23 protein-coding genes and 2 pseudogenes are annotated in these 21869 nt (G+C 37.6%); 1 reads left to right on the top strand and 24 read right to left on the bottom strand.

Going from position 1 to position 21869, the window contains the following annotated elements:
- Positions 1–17: 17 nt before the first annotated feature.
- The 23 genes and pseudogenes from FNL60_RS03695 to miaA form a co-directional block, all read right to left on the bottom strand.
- Positions 18–1250, bottom strand: coding sequence for a tetratricopeptide repeat protein (locus FNL60_RS03695; RefSeq protein ID WP_002264616.1), 1233 nt, complete (start codon positions 1248–1250; stop codon positions 18–20).
- The gene (locus tag FNL60_RS03690; RefSeq protein WP_002267188.1) at positions 1240–2409 is read right to left on the bottom strand and encodes an AI-2E family transporter; all 1170 of its coding nucleotides are present in this window, start codon (positions 2407–2409) and stop codon (positions 1240–1242) included. Before FNL60_RS03690 ends, FNL60_RS03695 begins: the two co-directional genes overlap by 11 nt.
- A gap of 69 nt (positions 2410–2478) precedes the next feature.
- Positions 2479–2958: an NUDIX hydrolase gene (locus FNL60_RS03685; RefSeq protein ID WP_002267187.1), complete on the bottom strand. Its 480-nt coding sequence runs from the start codon at positions 2956–2958 to the stop codon at positions 2479–2481.
- 294 nt (positions 2959–3252) lie between these two features.
- Complete coding sequence (gene rfbB / locus FNL60_RS03675) at positions 3253–4299, bottom strand: dTDP-glucose 4,6-dehydratase (RefSeq protein ID WP_002267186.1); 1047 nt, start codon at positions 4297–4299, stop codon at positions 3253–3255.
- Positions 4300–4691: 392 nt separating this feature from the next.
- Positions 4692–4865 (bottom strand): hypothetical protein, encoded by a 174-nt coding sequence (locus tag FNL60_RS03670; protein WP_002263086.1) that lies wholly within the window; start codon positions 4863–4865, stop codon positions 4692–4694.
- A gap of 62 nt (positions 4866–4927) precedes the next feature.
- Complete coding sequence (locus FNL60_RS03665) at positions 4928–5524, bottom strand: dTDP-4-dehydrorhamnose 3,5-epimerase family protein (RefSeq protein ID WP_002279906.1); 597 nt, start codon at positions 5522–5524, stop codon at positions 4928–4930.
- Position 5525: 1 nt separating this feature from the next.
- Positions 5526–6395, bottom strand: coding sequence for a glucose-1-phosphate thymidylyltransferase RfbA (gene rfbA / locus FNL60_RS03660; RefSeq protein WP_002263084.1), 870 nt, complete (start codon positions 6393–6395; stop codon positions 5526–5528).
- A gap of 64 nt (positions 6396–6459) precedes the next feature.
- Positions 6460–7563 carry an NAD(P)/FAD-dependent oxidoreductase gene (locus FNL60_RS03655; protein WP_002267744.1) on the bottom strand — a complete coding sequence of 368 codons (1104 nt, stop codon included), beginning with the start codon at positions 7561–7563 and terminating at the stop codon, positions 6460–6462.
- A gap of 26 nt (positions 7564–7589) precedes the next feature.
- A complete protein-coding gene (locus FNL60_RS03650; RefSeq protein ID WP_002267745.1) occupies positions 7590–8378 on the bottom strand; it encodes a Nif3-like dinuclear metal center hexameric protein in 789 nt (262 codons plus the stop codon).
- On the bottom strand, positions 8368–9066 hold the full coding sequence (locus FNL60_RS03645; protein ID WP_002270952.1) for a tRNA (adenine(22)-N(1))-methyltransferase: 699 nt from the start codon (positions 9064–9066) through the stop codon (positions 8368–8370). The genes FNL60_RS03650 and FNL60_RS03645 overlap by 11 nt, the downstream gene beginning before the upstream one ends.
- Positions 9056–9751, bottom strand: coding sequence for a DnaD domain-containing protein (locus tag FNL60_RS03640; RefSeq protein ID WP_002267182.1), 696 nt, complete (start codon positions 9749–9751; stop codon positions 9056–9058). The genes FNL60_RS03645 and FNL60_RS03640 overlap by 11 nt, the downstream gene beginning before the upstream one ends.
- Positions 9752–9760: 9 nt before the next feature.
- Positions 9761–10705 carry a homoserine O-acetyltransferase MetA gene (gene metA, locus FNL60_RS03635; protein WP_002267181.1) on the bottom strand — a complete coding sequence of 315 codons (945 nt, stop codon included), beginning with the start codon at positions 10703–10705 and terminating at the stop codon, positions 9761–9763.
- Between the two features lie 103 nt (positions 10706–10808).
- On the bottom strand, positions 10809–11327 hold the full coding sequence (locus FNL60_RS03630) for an adenine phosphoribosyltransferase (protein WP_002263078.1): 519 nt from the start codon (positions 11325–11327) through the stop codon (positions 10809–10811).
- A 131-nt stretch (positions 11328–11458) separates the two neighbouring features.
- Positions 11459–11713 (bottom strand): annotated as a pseudogene (locus FNL60_RS10430) (ClbS/DfsB family four-helix bundle protein); the annotation flags it as partial.
- A gap of 74 nt (positions 11714–11787) precedes the next feature.
- Positions 11788–11847 (bottom strand): annotated as a pseudogene (locus FNL60_RS10545) (hypothetical protein); the annotation flags it as partial.
- 152 nt (positions 11848–11999) lie between these two features.
- Positions 12000–12632, bottom strand: coding sequence for a GyrI-like domain-containing protein (locus FNL60_RS03615; protein ID WP_002263076.1), 633 nt, complete (start codon positions 12630–12632; stop codon positions 12000–12002).
- Positions 12633–12883: 251 nt separating this feature from the next.
- The gene (locus FNL60_RS03610; protein WP_002268916.1) at positions 12884–13783 is read right to left on the bottom strand and encodes a helix-turn-helix transcriptional regulator; all 900 of its coding nucleotides are present in this window, start codon (positions 13781–13783) and stop codon (positions 12884–12886) included.
- A gap of 119 nt (positions 13784–13902) precedes the next feature.
- On the bottom strand, positions 13903–16107 hold the full coding sequence (gene recJ, locus FNL60_RS03605) for a single-stranded-DNA-specific exonuclease RecJ (protein WP_002279905.1): 2205 nt from the start codon (positions 16105–16107) through the stop codon (positions 13903–13905).
- Positions 16104–16868 carry an SDR family NAD(P)-dependent oxidoreductase gene (locus FNL60_RS03600; RefSeq protein WP_002266218.1) on the bottom strand — a complete coding sequence of 255 codons (765 nt, stop codon included), beginning with the start codon at positions 16866–16868 and terminating at the stop codon, positions 16104–16106. The genes recJ and FNL60_RS03600 overlap by 4 nt, the downstream gene beginning before the upstream one ends.
- A complete protein-coding gene (rnz, locus tag FNL60_RS03595) occupies positions 16865–17794 on the bottom strand; it encodes a ribonuclease Z (protein ID WP_002267176.1) in 930 nt (309 codons plus the stop codon). The genes FNL60_RS03600 and rnz overlap by 4 nt, the downstream gene beginning before the upstream one ends.
- 27 nt (positions 17795–17821) lie before the next feature.
- Positions 17822–18457: a hypothetical protein gene (locus FNL60_RS03590; RefSeq protein WP_002267751.1), complete on the bottom strand. Its 636-nt coding sequence runs from the start codon at positions 18455–18457 to the stop codon at positions 17822–17824.
- Positions 18444–19691 (bottom strand): GTPase HflX, encoded by a 1248-nt coding sequence (gene hflX, locus FNL60_RS03585; protein ID WP_002267752.1) that lies wholly within the window; start codon positions 19689–19691, stop codon positions 18444–18446. Before hflX ends, FNL60_RS03590 begins: the two co-directional genes overlap by 14 nt.
- 188 nt (positions 19692–19879) lie before the next feature.
- Positions 19880–20764: a tRNA (adenosine(37)-N6)-dimethylallyltransferase MiaA gene (gene miaA / locus FNL60_RS03580; RefSeq protein WP_002279904.1), complete on the bottom strand. Its 885-nt coding sequence runs from the start codon at positions 20762–20764 to the stop codon at positions 19880–19882.
- Between the two features lie 74 nt (positions 20765–20838).
- Here miaA and FNL60_RS03575 point away from each other — a divergent pair, with 74 nt between their 5' ends.
- A complete protein-coding gene (locus FNL60_RS03575; protein ID WP_002279903.1) occupies positions 20839–21015 on the top strand; it encodes a DUF3042 family protein in 177 nt (58 codons plus the stop codon).
- 145 nt (positions 21016–21160) lie between these two features.
- Here FNL60_RS03575 and FNL60_RS03570 read toward each other — a convergent pair whose 3' ends face one another.
- Complete coding sequence (locus FNL60_RS03570) at positions 21161–21727, bottom strand: TMEM175 family protein (RefSeq protein WP_002272819.1); 567 nt, start codon at positions 21725–21727, stop codon at positions 21161–21163.
- Positions 21728–21869 lie beyond the last annotated feature (142 nt).

Here is a 21869-nt window from a genome sequence, read left to right as displayed (position 1 = left end):
ATTTCATTTTTGAAGAATTACTGCAATTGCTCTCGCAAATCGGCAATATCATTATCGTCAGGTACTAATTGTAAGTATTTATCGGCAAAAGTTTTAACTTTTTCATCATAACCGAATTTTCGCAAAATATAGATATAATCCTTAAGAAAGTCTGGATTATCAGCCAAATCTACGATTAAAGTATCATAAATCTCAAGAGCTTTTGTGTCAGCTTCAAGTTTCTGGTAGGCCTTAGCTATATTCCACTTTGTCAGCACACTATCAATATCTGCTCTGTCTAAATTGATCACATCTTCAAAACGATTCTCTTCTAAGTAAAGATTGCTAAGTCTCATAAGGGCTTCTTCATCATCTTCTGCTGTTTCTAAAACTTTCAGAAGGTAATTTTCGGCGGCTTTTTTATCATGCAGTTCATAGGATAATTGTGAAGCTAAAAGGAGGAGCTGACTGTCAAATTCATTCTTTGATAATCCCTGTTGCAGCATACGCAAGGCCTGCTTCGTTTGATGTTCTGCATGAAGCGAAAGAGCATAATTGTATTCATATCCTGCGAAATCAGGATTCATACTGTCTAACTGCTTAAAATAAAGATTGGCTCTTTGGTATTCTTCTTGATCATAGAGTAAAGTTGCAACCTCAAAAACAGTTGTTTCATCAAATTCAATTTCTACTGCCTTTTCGAGAAATTCAATAGCTGTTTCAAACTTTCCTAAGCTAGCATAGGCACGTCCAATTCTCTCATAAGTAGAAACACCTGTCTCTTCTAAAATCGCACGGTTATCCAATTGAGCATAATGCTGGATGGCTGCTTGAAAATCCGATAAATTCATTTCAATCTCTGCTAAACCAAAGATGACCAAGGGCTCTTGGCTAATTTGGCTAGCTTCTAATAATTTTTCTCTGGCAACTTCTGTTAATCCTTCTGTATCATACAAATCTGCCTTAACTAACAATGCTGTCAAATAATCGGGATGATCAGGTTCGATAACATCTAAATACATAAAAGCTTCATCAATGTGACCATCCTCGTTAGCAATTTGAGCCAGATTAATATTAACCTCAGGAAAATCTGCCCGTAATTGCAAAAAGATCTCTTTGGCTTGTGGATAAAAGCCAATGGATTGCAAATAATCCGCTAAAGCTAAAAGTGTTTGATCGTCATCTTCTGTCAGTGCTTGTTCAAAATATTTTTGGGCTTGTTCTAAATCTTGATTTTGAATAGCTGTCAGCATTTTTTCACTATTTAACATCTTTCTTAATATCCTCCTCTTCTTTCTCATACAGGCCACTAATAGGCTTATACCATTCAAAAATTTCTTTGACGACAACCTTAATTGATGCATAAACAGGAATTCCCAAAAAAACTCCCCAAACACCAAACATTGAGCCTGCTGTCAATAAAATAAACATAATGGTAATGGGATGAATACTAAGTTTGCTGCCAAGAACAAGCGGAGAGACAAAGCGCCCTTCAATGGTTTGTTCAACAATAAAAACAAGCGCTACCTTCACCACCATAACAGGTCCTTCAACGAGAGCCAAAATAAAAACTGGTATCGTTGCTAAAAAGCTTCCTAGATAAGGAATCATATTTAAAAATCCCGCTATAATCCCAAAGGTCACTGCATAGCGCAAACCAATAATCGTGAACATAATGGAAAACATAAAACCAACAATAATCGCAACAGTCACTTGACCTTGAACATAACCAGCCAGCTGCCGATTAACATCTCCCAAAATACGATGAATGGGCTGACGCATTTTAGTAGGCAAATAAGATACAAAAGCTTCTTGCATCTTACTGCTATCACGTAAAAGATAAAAAACAATGAAAGGAGAAATTATAATAGCTACTGTAACACGTGCAATTAGCGATGCAAAATTTCCAGCCCAAGTTACTGCTCCTTTAGAAAAAGTTTCCGCATAATCAACAGCCTTCTGGCTAAAATTAGTTACTGCATCTTCAATTTGCGGTCGAAAACTAGCCAGCAAATCGTTCCTCAACAATTTTGAAACCTGAGCATCTACAGACCTGACATAACTTGGTAAGTATTTAATAAAAGAGGTTAGTTGCTCATTAAGCATGGGAAAAAAATTGGCTATGCCCCAAACAAGAAGCCCTGCTATGATAACAAAGACAATTGTAATAGCCATCACACGGCTAGTTCCCCGTCTTTCAATAAAATCCACAATAGGCTTTAAAAGGTAGTAAAGTAAGGCTGAAATTACCAAAGGTAACATGATAACAGCTAAAAAAGAAAGAAGAGGTTTAAAAATAGAACTAATCTTGGTAAAAACAAGAATATCCAAAAAAACTAAAAGTAAAACCAATAAGACCGTTACGGTTTTATTATCCAAGAACCATTTAAAAAACCAAGAAAGATTAAATTTTTCACTTTTTTTATTCACAAAAAAACCTCCATATTTGATCAGTTTGTACCCAAATCAATACGCTTTATCTCTATCAATCAAGCAACTCTATTTTTCATAAAAAATCACATGTTTATCAACTAGCTTTTGCTCTTGATAAACAAATTTGGCAGAGAAAAAGGGGGCATCTTCTAAGATCCATTTAAAAATTTCATAGTCGCCTTCCCATGTTGGCTTAGTTAAAACCTGATTATAAGGTACCCATTCCAACGTTCCTTCACGACTGTCTTTATCAGAAATCAACCGACCTTCAAAATCTCTTACCTTAAACACATAAGTATACCAATCGTGACCCGGTGTGAAATCTGGAAAAGTAATAATGCCTTTAAAATCCATTTGTTTGACAATTAAATGAGTCTCCTCAAAAATTTCACGTCTGGCACATTCATCAGGACTCTCTCCTTTTTCTAATTTTCCACCTACACTAATCCATTTGCCTTCATGAACATCATTCGGTTTTTTATTACGATGCATCAATAAAAGCTCGCGCCCATTATCAATATAACAAATTGTTGCTAATTTTGTCATTTACCATCTTCCTTTTTAATCTTTTTTCTTATTATATCAAAAAATGCCCTAAAGCCTCTTGTCTGAGAAGTCTTTTTCAATTTTCCTCGCTCTTCCATTTTAAGGATCAGATAAAAATTATCCACTATATTTCTATACCACCTCCGCATAGTTGCTTAAGGATTGACATGGGCTGACGTTCATATAGGATTAGATAGCACAAGGGATAAGAACCACCAATAAATCACCGCATCAATCTAAATCTAGAGAAAAAATCAAAGAGGCAGGACTTTTGTCCCAGCCTCTTATTTATCTTTAATTAAGTATTTTTTGTGTTTTGGCATAGTTGGCTTCGACTGCTTCCTTTTCAGCTTTCCACCAATCTTCATGCTCAGTATACCATTTAATGGTATCTTCCAAGCCTTCTTCAAAATTAGTGAATTGTGGTTTCCAGCCAAGCTCCTCACGCAGCTTTGTCGAATCAATGGCATAACGAAGATCATGACCTGCACGGTCTGTTACATGGTCGTATGCATTTTTTGGCTGACTCATTTTTTCAAGGATAAGTTCGAGCACTTCTTTGTTGTTCTTTTCACCATCAGCACCGATGAGATAAGTTTCGCCGATGCGGCCTTTAGTGAGAATTGCCCAAACTCCTGTTGAATGGTCATTGGTGTGAATCCAGTCACGCACGTTCTTACCTTCACCATAGAGTTTTGGTTTGATACCTGACAGGATGTTAGTAATTTGGCGCGGAATGAATTTTTCGATGTGTTGGTAAGGTCCATAGTTGTTTGAACAGTTGGAAATGGTTGCTTTCACACCAAAAGATCGCACCCAAGCCTTGACAATCAAGTCAGAGGCTGCCTTGGTTGATGAATAAGGCGATGATGGATTGTATTTCGTTTCAGCTGTGAATTTTTCACCCGGACCTTCACCGTGGCCCGGCAAATCTTCACGTAGCGGAAGATCACCGTAAACTTCATCAGTTGAGACGTGGTGGAAACGGATGTCGTATTTGCGTGCAGCTTCCAACAAGGTATAAGTTCCAACAAAGTTAGTGTAAATAAATGGTGATGGATCTTTTAGTGAATTGTCATTGTGGCTTTCAGCTGCATAGTGGACAATAGCATCCGCTTTGGCAGCCAATTTATCTACCAATTCGCTGTCTGCGATGTCCCCAACAACCAACTCTACACGGTCGCCAAGAATTTCTTCAAGGTTAGCACGGTTACCAGCGTAAGTGAGTTTGTCAAGAACAGTCACATGGACATCTGGGTGATTATTGTAAACGTAGTGGACAAAGTTTGAACCGATGAAACCAGCGCCACCGGTAACGATAATGTTTTTATATTCTGTCATATATTAAGATACAAAGGGGCGATTCAGCTTGCTGAAAATTTCCGTAGAAAAATAGGAAATCTGACAAAGACTCTTGCGTCTAGGAAAGATTATCTTTTTTCATAGGAAATTAGCCCCGTGTTCAATTTAGAAAGATAAACTGAACACTCCTTTCTAATTTATGTTTCTTTTCATCAGAATGACGACACATAGTTCTGACTCGCTATCGCTCGCCAATTTTGATGACGTAAACTCGCCTTATTTCTCTAGTACTTTTTTCAAGTAATCAATTTTTGCAAAGTCTTTGCGATTGATTTTATCAGCTCGATAAGAGTCCTTATTAATCTCTAGTTCTTCTAATTCTTCTAAGGCAAGGCCTGCAAAACTAGGCAGGAAATGGAGCCCACCAAATTCTACAGAAAGACCGTTTTTCTAAAATTCATGCTCATGGCGGTCAACTCAACCGTTCGGTAAATCTGTTCCTCATCAGGCACCTCCCAACCACGAGGGTTACTGGGTACATGAATATCTACAACACGCGCCTGCCATAATCTGCCTGTCCGATCTTCCAGACCAACAGTACCCATTAATAGCGATGTAGTTCACATCTGATTGAGCTCTTTTGCAATCTCTAAGAAGATTTCAAACATCACAAATCTTCTGCTTTTAATGGTTTAACATCTTTGAGCAATGGGTGGTTTTTATCCGCTTCTGAGACTTGCGCTTCTGCTAGATTTTCCCATTCAATTCCTAATGTTGGATCAGCATAGTTGACGAAAGCGTATTTTGGTTTGAGTTCAAGCGCCCAGTAGTCATTAACGAGATAACTGTAAGAAACCTTGTCAGATAAGACTTGGAAACCATTAGCCACACCGCGGGGAACAAAGATACCCTTGGAAGCATCAATAACTGCTTGGTAAACATGACCAAAACTATCTCCTTCACGCAGATCAACCCAAGAACCGAGAACCCTTCCCTCGTCCGCTACTGAAATGTATTTATCCCATGGTTCTGCATGCAGACCGCGTAAAACATTTTTACGGGAAAAACTAACATTATTTTGCAATTTGCCTTCTGCAAAGAAGCTTTCTGGAAAACCTAGCGGCACCATTTTTTCCTTTTGAAAATTTTCTTTAAACCAACCGCGGTTATCGCCGTGGACTGGAATATCAAATTCAATCATTCCAGGAATAGCATCAATCTTGCATGCTGCTAATTCCTTGCCAAAAAATTGTTCTTCAGTCATTTTAAGCTTCTCCAATCAAACGGAGCAAGTACTGCCCGTATTCATTTTTCTTCAAAGGCTGTGCCAATTCACGTACTTGGTCAGCTGTGATATAGCCCATACGATAAGCAATTTCTTCAAGATTAGCGACTTGTAAATTTTGCATACGCTGTACGGTTTCAATGTATTGCGCAGCTTCTAGTAGACTTTCATGCGTACCTGTATCCAGCCAAGCAAAACCACGTTCCATAACTTCAACTGATAAGTCTCCTCGGTCAAGATAGGCTTTATTAACATCTGTAATTTCAAGTTCTCCCCGAGGACTAGGTTTAATATTTTTAGCAATATCAACAACACTATTGTCGTAAAAATAAAGACCAGTAACTGCATAGTGTGATTTAGGGTGTTCTGGCTTTTCCTCAATGGAAATAGCATTTCTGTCATTATCAAATTCAACAACGCCAAAGCGTTCTGGATCTTTAACTTGATAGCCAAAGACAGTTGCACCGCTTTCTTTGCTGGCAGCTTTTTGTAGCATTCGACTAAGACCCGGACCGTAATAAATATTATCTCCCAAAATGAGAGCAACATGATCATCACCAATAAATTCTTCTCCAATGATAAAGGCTTGTGCCAAACCATCTGGACTCGGTTGCTCAGCATAAGAGAGCTTAATGCCGAATTCGGAACCATCCTGAAGCAACTCTTTAAAACGAGGTAAATCTTGAGGCGTGGAAATAATCAAAATATCTTTAATTCCTGCCAGCATCAAGGTTGAAAGCGGATAATAAATCATTGGTTTATCATAAACCGGCATGAGTTGTTTTGAAGCAGCGCGAGTCAATGGGTATAAACGCGTCCCAGAGCCGCCCGCAAGAATAATTCCCTTCATTCTAGGTCTCCTCTTTTATATTTATAATCATCTTTCATTTTATCATTTTTTGTTAACGGTGTCACTAGCTATTCTTAACGATATATTTATCAGGACTGTAATCACTGGCCTGTATGTCTAATTCTTTATCCAAGAGCATCTTTACTAGTTGATTGCCAATCAAAGGACCTGTTGTTAAACCAGAGGATCCTAGACCGCTGGCTGCATAAACATTGGCTAAACCAGTTACTCGGCCAAAGAAAGGGGCAAAATCACGGGTATAGGCTCGTGTTCCTACTCGCTCATTTTTTGAAGTGGCCTCTTTTAATTTTGGAAAATAAGTTTGCGCTTCCTTCTCCATTTTATCCAAAACACTGTTATCGATTTGCAGATCAAACCCTTGATCATTTTCATGACTGGCCCCAACACTCACTTTTCCATGAGCAAAAGGAATGATATCAACTTCACCCTCAGGCATAATAACTGGAAATTTCTCTGTATCTTCGCTATTAAAAAAGTAATCACGTAATTGCCCTTTTTGTGGCCTAATGTCAATCTTATAACCGAGTGGTTCTAATATTTGCGGTAACCAAGCACCGCAAGCAAGTAATACTGCTGTATATTTTTTGCCATTAACCCTATAGTTACCATCTGATAACACTTGAAGTCCTACTTTCTTGTTAACCATTTTCGCATGACTGGCGTTTAAAAGTGCTTCTGTTAAACTGGCACCTTCAACACGAGCAGCACCAGAAGCATAAATACACCTATCAAAACCGACAAGATCTGCTAATAGACCTGTAAGGTCTGCTCGTTTTTGAATTTCTAAATGGCCGATGAGAGGAGACTGACTTTTGCGTTTTTGACCTATCTCAAAAAGCTCATCTAAGCTTTCTGCTTTATTTTTTAAGAGAAAAGCACCAGATTGTTCATAAAAGTCAACCTTACAAGCATCCCTTTTTAAATCGGAAAGCAAGGTTTGATAAAAATCTGCTCCCAAACGCGCCAAACGATACCATGCTTTATGACGGCGTTTGGAAAACCAAGGGCAAATGATGCCCGCTGCCGCTTTCGTTGCCTGTCCGAATCCGTCATCAAAGACCGTTACAGCAATATCTTTTTCTTTAGATAAGTAATAAGCAGCTGTTGCACCTACAATACCTGCTCCAATAATAGCAACTTTTTTCATAAAAGTTTCCTTTTTCTATTAACCAATTATAAATGATAAAACGGATTGGTGTTAACTTGACTTTCTAAAATAGTGATGTCCCAGTTTTCTTGACAGGACCATGTTTGGAATTTTTCGGCCAATTTCCTAACAAATAAGACTTCAATATGATGGCCGGGATCCAAAGCCAAGAGACCATTGGTTAACATTTCCTGAGCGGTATGGTAATAAATATCACCTGTGATATAAACTTGAGCTCCTTTAGTTAGAGCTTCTTGATAAAAACTCTGACCACTGCCGCCACAAATGGCAACACGAGAAATTAAAGGATTATTCTCACCATAAGACACCAAACGAACGCTATCCAAATTAAAAATTTTCTTAACCTTTTTTGCCAAATCTTCAAAAGAGAGGGGAGAAATATCTCCAACACGCCCAATACCATAATCATCTTTACTTGGACTCAAAATTCTTCTGTTCTTGATATCCAATAAATCACAAAACCAATCATTGAGCCCATCAGGAACAATATCAATATTCGTATGGCTGACATAAACAGCAATATCATGCTTAATGAGATTAAAATAAATATGATTTTGAGCAGTCTCAACTAAATTCTTCAAAGGACGAAAGATAGGAGCATGCTTGACAATCAATAAATCTACCTTTTTTTCAATCGCTTCGGCTACAGTTGTTTCCCGAACATCCAGAGCAATCATAAGCCGCTTGATTTCCTTATCCAGTGTCCCAATTTGCAGACCCGATATATCGCCTTCCAAAGACAAGTCCTGCGGACAATAAGCTTCGTAACGTTTAATGATTTGACTAGCTTTCATAGAGCACCTCCTTAATTTGCTCGATTTTTGTGCTAAGGAACATGTTGTCTGCTTTCCTTTTAGCAGGAACCTTGGTCAGAGCCAATTCCAATTTAGCCAATTCTTTCCGCCATCTTTCTTTAAAGATAGACGACCGTTCTTGTCGCAAAAATGGCCCAAAGCGCAAGTCTTTATCTGACAAAGTTATCTTTCCTTTTTCAACCACTAAGATTTCATAATACTTGTGTCTATCCTTTACCATTTTTTCAGCCTTAATCATAAAATCATTGGCTACTAGCCAAGAACGTAAGTCATCTTCACAATTATTAGGCTGTAAAATTAATTGTTTAACAGAATTTAATTTATCACTACCAGCTGCTAATATATCGGCAATCAAACGACCGCCCATGCCACAAATGGTAATAAGATCAATATCATCATTATCATTAAGAGCCGCCAAACCATCAGCTAAACGAACAGCAATTTGGCCTGACAATCCTGATTCACTGACATTAGCCACAGCAGATTCATAGGGACCCTTGATAATTTCACCAGCAACAGCAAAGTCAATCAGCCCTTGCTCAAGTAAGTAAATGGGCAAATAAGCATGATCACTGCCAACATCAAGAAGCCTTGCACCTTTTGGCACAAAGCTTGCTACTTCCTGTAAACGATGAGAAAGGGAAACTTCTCTCTTCTTATCTGGCATCAGAATCACTCCATAAATTCATAGCAGACAAAAAATCGTCTGAAACGGTTACATTGGCTGGATTGGCTTGTTCTCGCTCCTTGCGTCTTTCTTCAACTTGGCGTAATGTACTAATCCCTTCACGACGCCAATTTCGCAAGATGGCTTGAATATAATTCCAATTGGTCTTGCCATTAAAAACAGCTTCACGTAAGGCTGCTCGAACAAGATCAGGATCTGTCTTATCATCTGAAACCGTCTTTTGCAGATCTTCTAACTCAAAAGGACTCAGCATACGTCCTAATTCACGCTCAAAATCTTCAACCAAATCCTTCAAGGCATTACTTGTACCTTTAGAAGATGAGACAGTTGTCTCATCAGCTGCAGTTAACAAATCATCCAGTTTTTTCAATGCCAAAGTAGCATCAAATAGAACTTCGCTTTCTCCGTCCAATTCAATCGTCTTCATGTCTAGCAACTCTTGACTAATCAGATTGGATACTGAGCGATTAACTTCTGGGACAGTCTTGCCAATAGCTGTGGCTATCTGACTCGTAGCAATGTCTTCCATCTTTGTGGTGTTTTGAAAGTAGAAAAATTGCCAAACCAGAAAATCATCCGCATTACTAAAAATATCTTTGTAATGAAAAAGCAAGGCACTTGGTAAGACCAAATTCCCTGATTTATAATGTTGCAAAAAACTCATAAGACCTCCTTACAGATAGCCATAAAATGATATATCCTTTTCCAACTCTTCCAAGCGATAAGGGGTTTCTTGATAAACAGCGTAATTAATCCAATTGCTAAAAAAAGTCGCTGCTGCGAGATTCCAACGCATAATAGGATGAGTTGTCACATCATCATCTTGATAATAATTTTCCGGAATTTTAGGATTCTTACCAGCTTTGAGATCGCGTTTGTATTCATTGTCCAAGGTTTCTCGGTCATATTCTAAATGACCAAAACTGTAAACCTCTCGCATATCACGACTGGCCAAAATAGACAGACCAACTTTTTCACCGCTAGCAAGGATTTCTAGATTGGTTTTGTTGTTAACATCTTTTAGCAATACTTCAGTGTAACGTGAATGAGGCGAGAGGAAACAATCATCAAAACCACGCATCAAAGGACTTAGCTGTTCATTTACTTTCTGCAAATAAATGCCTGATAATTTATCTGTCATCTGAACCTTGTCAACACTATAACGATAATATAACCCTGCTTGTGCTCCCCAACAAAGATGCAAAGTAGAGTAAACATGAGTCTTAGACCATTGAAAAACCTGACAGAGTTCCTCCCAATAATCAACTTTCTCAAAGGGCATGGTCTCAACTGGTGCACCTGTGATAATCAAGCCATCATAATAATTGTCTTTGATATCCTTAAAAGTTTTATAAAAGGTCTTCATATGTTCAGCCTGAGTGGTTTTTGAATGATGACTCGTCATGTAGAGAAAGTCAACACTCAGCTGCAAGGGCGTATTAGCCAACAGGCGCAGTAATTGCGTTTCTGTTGCTACCTTTGTTGGCATTAAATTAAGAATCAAGATACTCATGGGCCGAATATCCTGATGAATTGCCCTTTTATCATCCATAACGAAGATATTTTCCGACTTCAAAATATCCACAGCTGGTAATTTTTTATCAAGAGTAATTGGCATGAAAATATCTCCACTTCTATAATGTCTATTTATTATTATAAAACAGGGAGATATAGTTATCAAATATATATTTTCTCTAGTTAGATATAGGTTCCAACTATAATTAGCCAGGAAAATTCATCAAAACTTTAGTATCATAACCTTCAATAGCCTGACGTCCATCGAGCCCATCTAACTCGATTAAGAAAGCACAGCCTGCAACAATACCGCCTAACCTTTCAATCATTTCAATGGTTGCCTTAACTGTGCCACCAGTTGCTAAAAGATCGTCAACAATAAGAACCCTTTGACCGGGCTTAATGGCATCTGCATGCATGGTTAAGGTATCAATACCATATTCTTTTTCATAATGAGCTTCAATAACTTCACGCGGCAGTTTCCCCGGTTTGCGGACAGGAGCAAAGCCAACACCCAATTCATAGGCGACCGGACAGCCAACAATAAAACCACGCGCTTCAGGTCCAACAATCATGTCAATTTTTTTATCTGTCGCATATTGGACAATCTCACGAATAGCATAGCTATAAGCATTGCCGTTAGCCATCAAAGGACTGATATCACGAAAAGTGACGCCTTCTTGTGGATAATCCTCAATTGTTGCAATGTAATTTTTTAAATCCATTTGTTTACTTTCTAGGGCAATCTGCCAAAAAATCATTTATGCTTTATTATAGCATGAAATTCTTTTTTTCAAAATCTTTAATCTTAAAAATACAAAAAGGGCTAAGCAGCCCTTCATTTAGGTAAAATTGTCTAATTGTGCTGACACTTTCTTTGATGTGCTTTCAGCTTTTTAATGACCCAATCATAATGACTCGATGTGGCACTGACAAAATAAGCTCCCAAGGTTGTTTCTCCAACCCAATCGAAAATTCCTTTGGCGAACAAATCTTCATTTGAAAATTGCTTAGCTAAAGCAAATAGTTTTTTCTGAGAATTTTCCAACAGTATCTTAGCTTTTTCTAAAGAAGTTTTCTGATGTTTTTCCAAAAATTCAATATTCATTTGTCCATAATTTCGCCAATTATGAGGTTTTTGTAGAAAAGATGCCCTTTCTCCTTTTTGATTTTAAGCAATCCAGTTTAAAAGGAGCATTGCCATTCGTATAAATGAATGAGAACATCGCGAAGATTTTTATCACGCTTCCAACGTGCCTCTTTCTTTTTCTCATCTTCTGAAAAATCAAAAACTGCTGTTAATTCTTACTCGCTTAGAGATGATATCAAAGTGTTCAATGCCTGATAGTCATCCTTGGCTGCATTGAGTAAATCAGTTTTTATTGTCGGTCTAGCTATCATTTTTCCTCCACTTGATAGCGTAAAATAGTTTTGAGCTTGCTTTTTTCTGTTCTCTGCGCATTGCTAAGGTAGATTTCCCTGTGAATGTCAGACGAACGTTTTAAACCATGTTCTTTGGCAAAAGCGTCCATCTTAGCAAAGGACTGCGGTTCATCATCATAAGATCCGATATGAAGAACCTGAATACATTTTCCATCTTTAATACTTTCAAAAGAAATAGATTCGTAAAAAGAATTTGGTTTTTTGATTTTAACTCTATCTAAAGCTTGGGCAACAAGTTCTTTAGTGATAAATTCAGGCTGACGAATCATAATCGTATAGGAGAGTTTATCTTTTTCCAAAGTATCCTCCTTAGCATCTTTCGCTTGTTGCCAGAGACCTTCCAAAGGATAGACTGCAAAATCAGTAACTGCCCGATCATCCTGCTCAGTCTTCATTGCTTGTTTATAAGCCATTTTAATGCCATAAGCTAAAGCATAAAGAGCAGATACTCGATTAGAGAAATCTTGATCATTAGGGTTTCCTTTTCCTTTGATGGTAATAAACTGTTGTTCTTCTACTTCAAGAAAAATGGGTTTTGCTTTGACACCGTATAACTCTTTTTCAAATTTACGCCATTCATGTTTCATTGTTATTCTCCTTTTTTATACCAAGAAAGTATTAGACTTGTTTGGAAACGAATCTATTTTTGCTTTGTTGCTGTTTAGTGTGAGTCCGATTATAGATGCGCATCTGTCTTTCAGGACTGAACCGTTTTGTCATAAGTTAAGAATTCTTAAAGTGATTGGTTCTTAACTCATGAAAACATAAATGTTTTGTGATTTCATAGATCACCCCCATTTACAAGTTCAGTATAACATAGCAAACTGGACAGCTAATGTCAGGTTTTATAAATTGTTAACATTTTCTTCAATTTTTTCTGAATGGCTTGACGTAAAGTCTCAGGTTGTAAGACTTCTAGACCTTCTCCAAACGATAAAAGGTAACTTTCCAAAACATCATTATCAGGAAGATCAATTTCTGCATATAAAGAACCCTCCTGATCTGCAGTGACATCCGAAAATTCATCATAAACGCGAAAGGCTAACTGAGGAGCAAATTTAAGAGATAGATGTACTGTCGAATCATAATCAAAATCCGTTTTAATCAGTATTTCTGAAAAATCATCTTCAAAACAATCGCTTGAGATCTGCCACTCTTTGATTCGTGACAGTTTGAAAAAGCGATAGTTCTGCCTTAAGAGACAGTAAGCATACAAATACCAATCCTGCCCTTTAAAAACAAGACGAACAGGTTTGACCCTCCGCTTGGTTTGTTTGGCTAGACTACTGAAATAAAGGAAGGAAAAAAAGTGCTTCTGACAAATAGCTTCTTTTATAAGCTGAACTAATTTCTGCTGCTGATCATGATTTTGCCAAGGACTAAACTGGACCTCAATCCAATTAGGATTTTTCACTTTGAACAAAGCTGACAATTTAGTCAGTAACTGTTTATCGTTTACAATACCGTTAACGGAACCTAAACCTTGCAGGCCATCTAAAATCTGTTCTTTTTCTTCTTGTGACAATAAGGACTTAGACAAAACAAAATCCTCATCCAGCTGAATACCGCCATTTTTCCCTTGACTGGCATAGATAGGAATACCGCTGCTGCTAAGAGCATCAATATCACGATAAATCGTTCTGACAGAAACTTCAAACTGTTTAGCTAAATTAGCTGCTGTGACCTTTTTCTTTGTCAATAACTGATAAATGATTTGAAATAATCTGCTCTCTCTCATGTTTACCACCTCTTATTCTCAGGCTTATTATAACATATAAAGATGACATTTATTGTCAGGTTATTAAAATGTTATTCTTTTAACAAAAAAGCCCTTCAAAAAATTGAAAAGGGCTTAGATTAGCGATCGCGTTTTAAAAATTCATATATTTCTTGAGGTGTTCCTAATGCCATTAACTCTTGGAATTTCACTAATTTTTTCAAATCTTGATAAATATGACTGTCAGAAATTTCCCGTTTTTGAGCATCTTTATTAACTGTCATAATGCCATCATCAATGGAAACAAAGTCCAATTCATCAAAAATTTGGATCATCTTGACCAGCAAAATATCTGGAATTTTGAGAAATTGACTGAGCTCTTTTAACTTATGACGTACATCAAATTCCGGAAACTGGTAAATCGTCTTGTAAAGCTTAGCAAATTGCTCACGCGTTCCAGATCCTGTTAAATAATATTGATGCTTAATCCTATTTTTAAAATAAATGACTTCAAAATCCCGATTTTCAAAAAGTGCTAGAAGGTCTTCTTCTTTTTCCGGTATTTCAAATAAGACAACTGCCTTACTATCTGTTTGATCTTCTAAAAAGGGAACTCCGTCAGGCAGAGCGCTATTGCGAGCACGGATATCAAGCAACTGAATGCCTTCAACACGCGCATCAACTAGCATCAATTGTAGACTAGTATTGCCGTTCCAACGATTAACCGATAAAGTAACAGCTAGTTCGAGATGCTGAGCTTGTTGAAATTCTGTCACGAGCGAACCGTAGTTAAAGGCAAGGAGATCAAAGACAGCCTGTTCCTGAGCCACTTTTAACTTCAAATGAGCTCCATTTTGTCCCATCGTTCTAACCTGTTTGACTGTAAAATCCCTTAGTAAAAAAATAGGTTTTTTATTGTCCATACCAAAAGGAGCCAAAGTTTCAAGCCCTTTTAAAGTATCTAAACTAAGTTCTGGCAAGTACAATTCTTCATCAATTACTAAAACAGACTTTTGCGATAAATCAATCGCATGTTCTTGAATATAATCATTTAAAACCTGTGATAATTCTTCTAATTTATCAGCCTCTAGAGTCATACCCGCAGCTCCAGCATGGCCTCCAAAAGCCATAAATAAATCCCTATGCGCATCAAGGGCATTAAAAATATTGACTGACTCTAAACTACGGGCACTTCCCTTGGCAAGGCCATTTTCAATATTAAGAACAATGACTGGCTGGTTTATTTGTTCCATAATACGACCTGCAACAATCCCCAGAACACCAGCATGCCAGCCTTCTTTAGCCAAGACCTGAACAGATTTGTTCTCATCAACCAGAGTCATAGCTTCTTCAAAAATAGCCTGTACAATGGTCTTTCGCTCCTCATTTTTTTCATTAATCATGGCCGCAATAGTCTTTGCTTCTTCATCATCAAAGCCTGTCAACAATTCAACAGCAGGATTGGGATCATCCAGACGTCCCAAAGCATTAAGCTGGGGTGCTAACTTGAAACCAATAGTTTCTTCATTGATATCAGCAAAATCAACACCTGCAAGTGCTATTAATTCTTGCAGACCGACGCGCTCTGTTTGTTTTAGGATTTCAAGACCGTATTTGACCATTACACGATTTTCATCGGTGAGCGATACCATATCGGCAATGGTTCCAATAGCCACCAAATCCAGCATCTCTGTCGGAATGGATTCTAACAAGGCACAGGCTAGCTTAAAAGCGACACCGCACCCTGCTAAACATTTAAAAGGATAATTAGCATCCGGATGTTCAGGATGAACAACAGCATAAGCTGAAGGAAGCTCAGCAGGCATACTGTGGTGGTCAGTAACAATGACATCAACACCTTGTCCTTGCGCATAAGCAATAGCATCATGGCCAGCAATACCATTATCCACAGTAAGAATCAGTGATATATCCTGCTGCTCAATAAAATATTTATAAACACTGAGATTGGGACCATAACCATCGGTAAAACGATTAGGAAGATAAGCCTCTACCTCAGCTCCCAGCATTTCCAAAGCTTCCTTTGCAATGGAACTTGACGTCATACCATCAGCATCGTAATCCCCATAGATAAGAATTCGTTCATTGGTTTCAATAGCTCTGCGAATACGCGTGACAGCCTTGTCCATATCATTTAAAAGAAAAGGATCATGTAATTGAGACAAATCAGGTCTCAAAAACGCTTCTATATCTTCACTTGTTTTAAAACCTCGCTCATATAAAATTTGTGCAGCTGTAGGATTGAGATTTTCTTTTTTAGCCAGCTCAAAAAAGCCATCATCTGGCTTTTTTTCATTTATTTTCCAAGCATATTTGGAAGTAATCATTTGTAGTTAAATACCTTTCTGGTTAGAAAATCCGACAATTTAGGAAAGAGAATATAGGCTTTATGCGCCGCCTTTAGTAGAAAAGGCATATTGAGTTCGCGTTTATTTTTTCCAAAAATAGCAACTATTTTTTTGGCAACATCATCAGGCTGCAAAGTGAATTCTTCAACGCTCTTAAGATAATTGCCGCTAGGATCTGCCTTATCAAAAAATTTAGTGGCAATCGGTCCCGGATTAACAGTCGTGACATAAACTTCTTTGTCTGCTAATTCTAAACGCAAAGCATTTGAAAAACCAATCACTGCAAACTTGGTGGCTGAATAAATCGTTGATTTACTAGAAGCAATCAAGCCCGCCATACTAGCAATATTGATAATATGCCCTGACTGAACCTCTGCCATCTTTTGACCAACCAAACGAGAAAAATTGATGGTTGCCAAAGTATTGACATCAAACATGTCTCGAATATCTCTGTTAGAATAGTGATCAAAGTCTTTAAATTCACCAAAGCCTGCATTGTTAATAAAAATATCGATGCGGTCAAATTTTTGATAAATGGTGTCAACTATATCCTGCACAGCCTCATCATCTTTAATATCAATTTGAAAACAAGTTACTCTTTCACGATAGGCATACATGTCTTCTAATTTTTCCTTATCACGGCCCAATAAAACAAGTTGATCTGTCTGCGGTAAGCGTTTAATGATTTCTTCAGCAAGCCCCCCTGAGGCACCTGTAATGACAATTATACGTTCTTTCATAGTTTTACTTCTTCTAAGTCTCTGACAATATGAACATCAGTAAAGATTTCCTGTGCATCATCTCTCATACGGCTAATATCATGTGAAAGAAAACGAGCACTGATGTGATTAAGTAGCAATTTCTTAACAGAAGCAGCTTTTGCAACACGAGCAGCTTCCATATTAGTTGAATGCCCATGACGCCTCGCTAAATTCTCATCTCCCTTACTATAAGTGGACTCATGAACCAGTACATCAGCTCCCAAAGCAAGTCGAATACTGGCATCTGTTTTTCGGGTATCTCCTAAAATAGTAATAACCTTGCCCTTTTTCGGAGCCGAAATATAGTCTTTAGCAATAATTGTCGTCCCATCTTCTAAAACGACATCCTGACCATTTTTGACCCGACCAAAAAGCGGGCCAAAAGGTAAACCTGCTGCTTTTAATTTCTCAGCATCCAGCGTCCCTTCTAAATCTTTTTGAACAACACGATAACCAACACAAAAAATCGTGTGATCTAGCTTTTCCGCATAAACCATAAACTTATCGGTTTCTAAAATTTTCCCTAAATGCTTAGCATCAAATTCATGAAAATGAATGTGATAAGGTAAATGAGCTCCCGAAGTACGTATGCTAGCCATAACTAAATGTTTAATACCAACCGGTCCATAAATATCAACATCTGTCTGTTCGTCATTGGCTTGAAAAGCACGGCTGGATAAAAATCCCGGCAAACCAAAAACATGGTCACCATGCAGGTGGGTAATAAAGATTTTTCTAATTTTACGCGGTTTAATAGTTGTTTCTAAAATTTGACGCTGCGTTCCTTCACCGCAATCAAACATCCAAATTTCATTAAGTTCATCTAACAGCTTTAAAACGAGGCTGGAAACATTTCTCGCCTTAGCTGGCTGGCCAGCACCCGTTCCTAAAAATTGAATTTCCATACTAACAATACTTTCTTTCTATACTGGTTAATCTTCTTTGAGGTAAAGCACTGCCTGATTTTGAGCATAACTGTAGTATCTGCGTCCTGAGTAGGCCTGTGCTAATTCTATAACTTCTTCCTGATTGAAACTTCTTATTTTAATCGTGCCATCTTGCAGACGGCTAATGTCGCTGAGCAAAGCTGCAGCATTTTCCAATGTTTCACTTTGATACTCATCAAAGTTCATTTTTTTCATTTTAATTTGTTGATTGTCGCTAAAAATTTTATACTGGGGAAATATCTGAGCTAAGTCAAATAAGAGACTGTCAGTAATTTCTTCCTTTTTTTCACTAAAGACCTGCGCTTCTTCCTCTTCATTTTCATAAGCAAACCCATACGATTTTCCTGATAAATTAAGCCGAACAAAAGGCTTTTGTTCATCAAACGATGGTTTATCTGTAAATAAATGTAGGTTCCGACTCAATTCAAAATAATAATCTGTTGCGGCCTGAGGAGATTCCTTTTGATAAAGTTCCGCAAAATAAGCATTGATAACGCTTGGCGGCGGTGTGATAAAGCTTAATTTTTCCTCATCTGACAAAAAGGCTAACTTGTTTTGCAAGTAAATCTTATCTAAGCTAGTAAAACCACCATACTTAAGGGCTAAATCAAGATAATTCACGATAAAACTCCTCTAGCCTCCATTTATTTTTTTCCGAAATGTAACCTTTAATTTCTTGCAGTTCTTGTTTAAAATCATAAGAAGTCAGCAAGGCTATCTTGTCCAATTCATAAAGTTTATAGCTTTTTTCTTGACGCCATGTAATCGTAAAAGGAACAAAAAGAGTCTTGATCTTTTCCAAAATAGACTGACGTAAAAGTGCTGCCGCCTCATCAGACTTAGCAGACAGGCTGATGTGAGGAAATTGGCTGGCAATGAAATTTTCTGCCTTATCCATTTTATTGTAAACAAGCAATCGAGGAATGGCTGTCATACCAAGTTCCTTTAAAAGTTCATGAACAACTTTTTCATGCTCTTCATGATTAGGATCACTGGCATCAATAACATGAAGCAACAAATCCACTTGTCGGCTTTCCTCAAGCGTTGACTTGAAAGCAGCAACCAGTTCGGTTGGCAAATCCTGAATAAAGCCAACGGTATCCGTCAAAGTAGCTTGAAAATGATCTGTCAAATAAATTTGCTTGGTTGTCGCATCAAGTGTAGCAAACAGTTCATCAGCCTCATACTGCTTATTATCAGTCAAAACATTCATGATGGTTGACTTGCCCGCATTGGTATAACCAATCAGCCCAATTTTAAAAATTTGCGAATCCAAGCGTTTTTCGCGGTTTGTTTCCCGATTTTTTTCAGCATTTTTCAGTTGCCGTTCAATATCTGCAATTTGCTTGCGAATAGAACGGCGATTCAATTCTAATTGGCTTTCACCGGGACCACGGCTGCCGATACCCCCAGCCTGACGGCTGAGCATGATACCCTGCCCAACAAGACGCGGCAGCATGTATTTAAGTTGGGCTAAATGAACCTGAAGTTTGCCTTCGTGACTGCGTGCCCGCATGGCAAAAATATCTAAAATAAGCTGCATGCGATCAATAACTTTAACTCCTAGTTCTGCTTCCAAATAGGCATTCTGGCGAGGTGTCAAACGATTATTAACAATGACGCTATCAATAGCGTCCGTTGCAATTATTTGCTTGATTTCAAGTAATTTTCCTGAACCAATGAAACTCTTACTGTCATAGTGGTCTCTTTTTTGAGTGTGTGTCTGAACGACCTCAGCTCCTGCAGTTTTCGCAAGACTGGCTAATTCTTCCATAGACAGATCGAAATTTTCACTATTTGGTAAAGCGACACCAATAAGAATGACCCGTTCTTGTTTTTGTCTTGTTTCAATCATTCTTGTTCCTTCACTTTCAGAGAAATGTCTTCTTTTGCCAAGCAAATATGAATAGCAACTTGGTTTTTATTATATCACAGCCAGCTAGAAAAGTCTGACAATTTTTCCTATTTTTTGAAGAATTTCATCAGCATTTAATTAATGTAAAAACAACTTAAACTATGAAAAAAATCACCTCATAGTGATTTCTAATTTCTTAAAAAATCAGCAACAGCCTGATTGATTTTTCCCTTGCAGTCCGAATCACTGACCGAATAAAATGAAACAGCCATACGGTTTTTAAACCAAGTCAACTGCCGTTTCGCAAAACGTCTTGTGTTTTGTTTAATTTTTTCAATAGCCTCTTCCAAACCAATATCACCTGCAAAATAAGGAAAGAGTTCCTTGTAGCCAATTCCGCGAGTTGCTTGTGCATGAGGATAATTATCATACAACCACTTGGCTTCGTCTAACAATCCTGCTGTCATCATCTTATCAACGCGAGCATTAATGCGTTCATAAAGATCTTGCCGATTGTCATTTAAGCCAATCAATAGAACATCATAAGGACTTCCTTGATTTTGGACACCTTGGCTAAATTTGTGGAGTTCCAAGGAACGCATCAAACGTCGACGATTCGGTTCTGTCATAACAATTTGTTTTGTTTCAGCTAACTGAGAAAGTTCTGTATCAGATAAGGTTTCCAATTCTCTTCGATAGGCTAAAACAGCTTCATGATCAACTTGGCCTCCCAAATGATAACCTTCCAGAAGACTTTGTAAATAAAGCCCAGTTCCGCCGACAATAATAGGAAGATAACCTCGAGCGCAAATACTGGCAATTTCTTTTGTTGCTTCCTGAACAAAATCAAAGGCAGAATAATTCTCATCTACCTCTCTAACATCAATCAAATGATGCGGAACTGCTGCTTGTTCGGCAGCCGTGGCCTTAGCCGTACCAATATCCAGCTTTCGATAAACCTGCTGACTGTCACCGCTAATAATTTCACCATGAAATTGCTGGGCTAATTTAATTCCCAGTGCTGTTTTTCCGACTGCTGTTGGACCTAAAACAACAATTAATTTTGTTTTCATAGACTTTTTCCTTGAAAAATATATTATTTTTTAAGATAATAGTATTATTATAACATATAAAAGGAGACTTAATTATGGCTAAGAAACATGCATTTGCTAGAGGTCTTGCAACAGGTATTATCGGCACTGCTGCAACAGTTGCTGGGGCAGTCTTTGCTGTTAAAAAAACAATCATTGATCCAGAAGAAAAAAAAGCAGCTTTCATTGAAGAAAACCGTAAAAAAGCTGCTCGCCGCCGTGTCACACGTTAATTGATTTACTAAAATACCAATAAAAGCTTTTCAAGTAAAACTGACTTGAAAAGCTTTTATTTGCTCTTTCTTGAGAACTTAACTGCCCATGCCTTTCCTCCCTCATGGTAATAACCACTGCGGCATCATCACTCATTTCTTTTGATTAACGAGTCTGTATAGATCTCGGTAAAATAATAAAAATTGCTGTGATAAGTACTGCCCACATCATAGCTGCTGGAAAAATCGTTAAGGCTAATAGTAGTCCAATTAATTTAATCGTAATATCTACCTTCATCCGACTGTTGTGCTTACGAGCCATCAACTGAACATCATTTTGAGAGGTTACCTTCTCAAGCTCATTATACATCCAGACATTGCAAAACGAAACAGCCAAAACAACCAAGCCATAAAGTGTTTGCGCAACAGAACTATTAAAATGATTGGCAACAATGCTTGTGGTATAAGGAAAAAACGAAGAAAAGAAAAGCAGGAGCATGGAAATCCAAACTAAATTATTGTTAATTTTATCAATACTATCCCAAGCGCGGTGCATATTAACCCACATGGTTCCAATCCAAAAGAAAGATATGGTATAAGCAAAGAAATTCATCCTTAAATCCCATATAGCCGACCAAGTCATCTGACTAGGTTTTTCTAATTCTAAAATGAGAATGGTTATGATAATGGCAATCACAGCATCAGTAAAAGCTACTAAACGGTCTTTTGACATTTTTTCATCTCCTTTAAACAGCAAAAAGCTCTTTTTATTATAACATAAGAAAAAGGTCTTAAATAAAACCATTAGTATACGATTTAAGCATCTGAATTTTTTAATCAATAAAAAATTCAATCTTACTAATTCGTATCGTTTT

The sequence above is a fragment of the Streptococcus mutans genome, assembly GCF_006739205.1.
Taxonomy (GTDB): Bacteria; Bacillota; Bacilli; order Lactobacillales; family Streptococcaceae; genus Streptococcus; species Streptococcus mutans.
This window is presented reverse-complemented; position numbering and strand designations above follow the sequence as displayed.